The organism is Xanthomonas populi, assembly GCF_002940065.1.
In the GTDB taxonomy this organism is placed as follows: domain Bacteria; phylum Pseudomonadota; class Gammaproteobacteria; order Xanthomonadales; family Xanthomonadaceae; genus Xanthomonas; species Xanthomonas populi.
Map to the genome: position 1 here is coordinate 1 of NZ_MDEJ01000208.1, position 4,246 is coordinate 4,246.

The 4,246-nt window shown below is 63.2% G+C and carries 4 protein-coding genes and 1 pseudogene; 2 read left to right on the forward strand and 3 right to left on the reverse strand.

The window, feature by feature from the left end; translation table 11 throughout:
- Nucleotides 1-216: 216 nt before the first annotated feature.
- A pseudogene (locus XpopCFBP1817_RS19625) lies at nt 217-530 on the forward strand (IS4 family transposase).
- Nucleotides 531-554: 24 nt separating this feature from the next.
- Here the strand turns inward: XpopCFBP1817_RS19625 and XpopCFBP1817_RS19630 are convergent.
- From XpopCFBP1817_RS19630 to yidD, 3 genes are read right to left on the reverse strand one after another with little or no spacing between them, the layout of a single operon-like run.
- Nucleotides 555-1,394 carry a M23 family metallopeptidase gene (locus XpopCFBP1817_RS19630; protein WP_167393986.1) on the reverse strand — a complete coding sequence of 280 codons (840 nt, stop codon included), beginning with the start codon at nt 1,392-1,394 and terminating at the stop codon, nt 555-557.
- Entirely contained in the window at nt 1,394-2,743 is a 1,350-nt protein-coding gene (locus tag XpopCFBP1817_RS19635; protein WP_128418369.1) for a dihydroorotase, read from the reverse strand. The genes XpopCFBP1817_RS19630 and XpopCFBP1817_RS19635 overlap by 1 nt, the downstream gene beginning before the upstream one ends.
- Complete coding sequence (gene yidD, locus XpopCFBP1817_RS19640; RefSeq protein ID WP_128418370.1) at nt 2,740-3,033, reverse strand: membrane protein insertion efficiency factor YidD; 294 nt, start codon at nt 3,031-3,033, stop codon at nt 2,740-2,742. The genes XpopCFBP1817_RS19635 and yidD overlap by 4 nt, the downstream gene beginning before the upstream one ends.
- 90 nt (nt 3,034-3,123) lie before the next feature.
- Between yidD and dksA the strand changes: the two genes are divergently transcribed.
- On the forward strand, nt 3,124-4,101 hold the full coding sequence (dksA, locus tag XpopCFBP1817_RS19645; RefSeq protein ID WP_128418371.1) for an RNA polymerase-binding protein DksA: 978 nt from the start codon (nt 3,124-3,126) through the stop codon (nt 4,099-4,101).
- Nucleotides 4,102-4,246: the final 145 nt, after the last annotated feature.

Genomic DNA, 4,246 nt, shown 5'->3' on the forward strand with positions numbered 1-4,246 from the left:
GATTAGGGAAAATTGCTCTGGTGTGATCTCCATACCCGATAGTTTACTCGCTCAGGCCATTAGTGTTAACAGGCCCTAGGTGTTTGATCCCAGGCTTTGATGGTGCACTCTTTTCACTCGAATGGAAGGAAGCACAATGGGCCAGGTTCTACATGGGAGCGCCTCGAGACGTCGCTGGCGTTGTATCTGGTGGTCGCCTGGCAAATCAACCGGCTGATGCGGCTGGGCCGCGGTTTACCGGAACTGCCCGCCGATCTTCTTTTTGAGGCCGACGAATGGAAGGCGCCCTACCTGCTCAACAAGAGGCCGTTGCCCAGACAAGTGCCGTCACTCAACAGCCTGGCACGGCTGATTGCCCAAGTGGGCGGCTTCCTGAGGCGCAGGGGAGATGGCGACCTGGAGCCAAGACGCTGTGGCTGGGCCTGCGCGACGTCGGCGTGTTCGTCGAAGGAATGCGCTTTGCTCGGCGGCGTCTATTGAAAAATGTGTGTAATGGGATGGTTTGGGGGAGGGTACGGCTGCACAGCTAATCTGCAGCTACCCGGCACCCCCTGTTACTTGCTTCGCTCAAGCACCAGCAACGGATCGATTCGCACATCGAACCAATTCATCCCCCAATTCAGATGCGGCCCGGTCGCACGTCCAGTGGCACCCACCGCCGCAATCACCTGACCTTGCTCCACGCGATCACCCACCTTTACATCGATGCGCGACAGGTGCAGAAAATTCGAACTCACCCCGAATCCATGATCCAGCAGCACGGTGCCGCCTGTCAGATATAGATCCGGTGCGGCGAAGGTCACTACACCGGCTGCCGGCGCCTTGACCGGCGTGCCGGTCAGCACCGCGATGTCCATGCCCGAATGGGCGGCGCCGTGCTGGCCGTTGTAGACGCGCGAATTACCGAAGCGCCCGCTGATGCGGCCCTGCACCGGCCAGATAAAGGGCTTGGCGAAATCGGTGCCTGCATCGTCGCGGTCGCGCGCGGCGGTGACCTGCGCCTGCTCGCGCTTGATCCGCTCGGCGATCGCCGCAGGCGGGTTGACGGTTTTGGGCGGCACGCCGTTGACGCGTTCCACCGGCCAATCGCGCGGCGTCACCGCAATGCTGGCGGTCTGTTTGCTGCCATCGGGCAGGGTGATCTGCACCTGCAACCGGCCAGTGGCATCGCGGCAGATGCCGAATACCACGCTGCCATAACCGCTGACGCGCAGCGTGCGGCCGGCGTACTGCACCTGGCTGCCAGCCGGCACCTTGCCGATCACCATTGCGCCCTGCGAGGCGCTCGGCGGAAACACCACATCCGCAGCGGTCGCAGATTGCGCAGCGGCATTGCCGACAGCCAACGAGAGCGGCGCCAGCGCAAGCAAAGCAACAAGCAGAGCTGCGCGCATCAGCGGTCGAAGGTCAGGCGCTGGCCGGCGGCGGTACCGACCAACTGTTCGCCATCCCACACCTGCTGGCCGTTGACCCAGGTCGCCGCAATGCGCGAGCGGAAGGTGGTGCCTTCGAACGGCGACCAGCCGCACTTGGACAGCACCTGCTCGCGCTTCACGGTGAACGGGGTGTTGTCGATCATTACCAGGTCGGCGAAATAGCCTTCGCGCAGAAAACCGCGTTCTTCCACATCGAACAACTGCGCTGGCGCATGCGCGAACTTCTGCACGATGCGGGTGATCGGCAGCTTGCCTTCATGCACCAGCTCCAGTGCGGCGACCAGCGCGTACTGCACCAGCGGCAGGCCGGACGGCGCTTGCGCGTACGGCTTCTGCTTTTCTTCCCAGGTGTGCGGTGCGTGGTCGGTGGCGAGCACGTCGATCACGTCTTCGGCCAGCGCCTCGATCAGCGCCAGGCGGTCGCCGGCGTCCTTGATTGCGGGATTGCACTTGATCAGGTTGCCCAGCCGCGCGTAATCGCTGCGGTCGAAGCGCAGGAAGTGGATGCAGGTTTCGGCGGTGATGCGCTTGCGCACCTTGCCATCGGCGTCGACCAGTGGGCCGGCCTCGAACAGCGCCAACTCGTCGGCGGTGGAGATGTGCAGCACGTGCAGGCGGGTGTTGTGCTTGCGCGCCAGCGACACCGCCAGTTGCGAGGACTTCAAACACGCTTCGCGCGAGCGGATGTCCGGGTGCATCTCCGGGGTCAGTGCGTCGGCGTACTTCTCTTTGAACTCGGCCAGCGTCGCATCGATGGTCGGGGTGTCTTCGCAATGGGTGATGATCGGTGTGGGCGCGTCACGGAAGATCGCGTCCAGCGTCTGAGGGTTGTCGACCAGCATGTTGCCGGTAGACGCGCCCATGAACACCTTGATGCCAGGTGCAGTCTTGGGATCCAGCGACTGGATCGCGGCCAGATTGTCGTTGCTGGCGCCCATGTAGAACCCGTAATTGGCCCAGGCGCGCCCGGCCGCAGCGTCGTACTTGGCCTGCAGCGCGGCGGCATCCAGGGTCGGCGGATTGGTGTTGGGCATGTCCATGAAACTGGTCAGGCCGCCGGCCACTGCGGCGCCGGATTCGGTCGCGATATCGCCCTTGTGGGTCAGGCCCGGTTCGCGGAAGTGCACTTGGTCGTCGATCATGCCCGGCATCACCCAGCGCCCGGCCGCGTCCACCACCGTATCGCCCGCAGCCGGGGTGATCTTGCTGGCGATCTTGGCGATGCGGCCGCCCTCGATCAGGAGATCGGCGTCGAACTCCTTGCCTTCATTGACCAGGCGGGCATTGACAATGACGGTTCGGCTCATGGGTAGGGTCCTTTGCAGCGGCAGGAAGTGGAAACGGGCGAAGACGCGGACGTGGGAGCATCGGGGACGGGATCGAACCCGCCCGGCTGGAAGGGATGGCAACGCCCGAGCCGGCGTGCAGCCAGCCAGCAGCCGCGAAGCAGGCCGAAGCGGGCGATCGCGGTCATCGCATACTCCGAGCAACTGGGCGCAAAACGGCAGCGCGGCCCTAGCAGAGGGCTGATGAACAACTTGTAGAAGCGCAGCAGCGCGATGAGCAGGCGTGAGATCACTTGCCAATGATATGCCACTTGGATTAATACGTGGTTGCCGGGTGTCCTTGGGGTAAGCTATAAAGGCCTGCTTTCCCGGGCCCCGGGGGAACCAAGGATGAGCGTTTCGTGGCTGCTAAAAAAACTGCAAACAAGGCCGTAGAGGCCGCCAAGAAGTCCGCCGAACCCGTTGCTAAGAAAGCAGCGGCGCCCGCCGCTGCAAAACCGGCCGCCAAGCCGGCGACGCCGGCCACCAAGCAACCTGTTGCCAAGAAGGCAGCTGTGACTAAGGCCGCTGCCAAAGCGGCGCCGGTCGCCAATGCCACGGTGCCACAGCCCGTGAAACCGGTCGCCAGGAGTGCTGCAAAGCCGGCGGCGCCCAAGTCCGTACCGAAGACGGCCGCCAAGCCGACTCCGGCCAAGTCAGTCACGGTCAAGGCTGAAAAGCCCGCGCCCGCACCGGCCCCCAAGGCCGTCCCTGCGAAGCCGGCAAAGCCTGCGACCCCGTCACTTAAGAATCCCGTGCCCGTTTCGAAATCTTCAGCAAAAACACCAACCAAAACCGAAGCCCCTGCCAAGCCCGCCGCGACCCGTCCGGTCGGCAAGGTCGCCGTGGCTATGACCTCCAAGCCGTCCGGCCCGACGCCGAAGACCAAGTACAAGGTGGTCGACTACAAGACCGACGAGACCACCGGCCGCCCGATCCTGCCGCAGGGCTACAAGCCTGCAGCGGACGAGGAGTACATGAGCAAGCTGCAGCAGGAGTACTTCCGTCAGCGTCTGCAGCGGTGGCGCAATGAGATGGTCGAGGAATCCAAGCAGACCATCGAAAACCTGCGCGAAGAAGTACGCGACATCGGCGACGAGGCAGAGCGTGCCACCCGCGAGACCGAGAACTCGCTGGAGCTGCGCGCCCGCGACCGTGCACGCAAGTTGATCGCCAAGATCGACAGCACGCTCAAGCGTCTGGAAGACGGCGACTACGGCTATTGCGTTGACACCGGCGAAGAGATCGGCCTGGACCGCCTGGAAGCGCGTCTGACCGCCGAGCGCACCATCGACGCGCAAGAGCGTTGGGAGCATCTGCAGAAGCAGCAGGGCAATTGATCGTTCAGTAGCTGTCTAATGGCAGTTGTCGAATAAAAAAAAAACCGGCGTGACCTTAATGCTGTTCACTTAAAGGAGCCTCTAAAAACCCCAGCAATCTGCCATCATTGACTTGACGCCCTGCCAGCGGAGAACGACAGACATG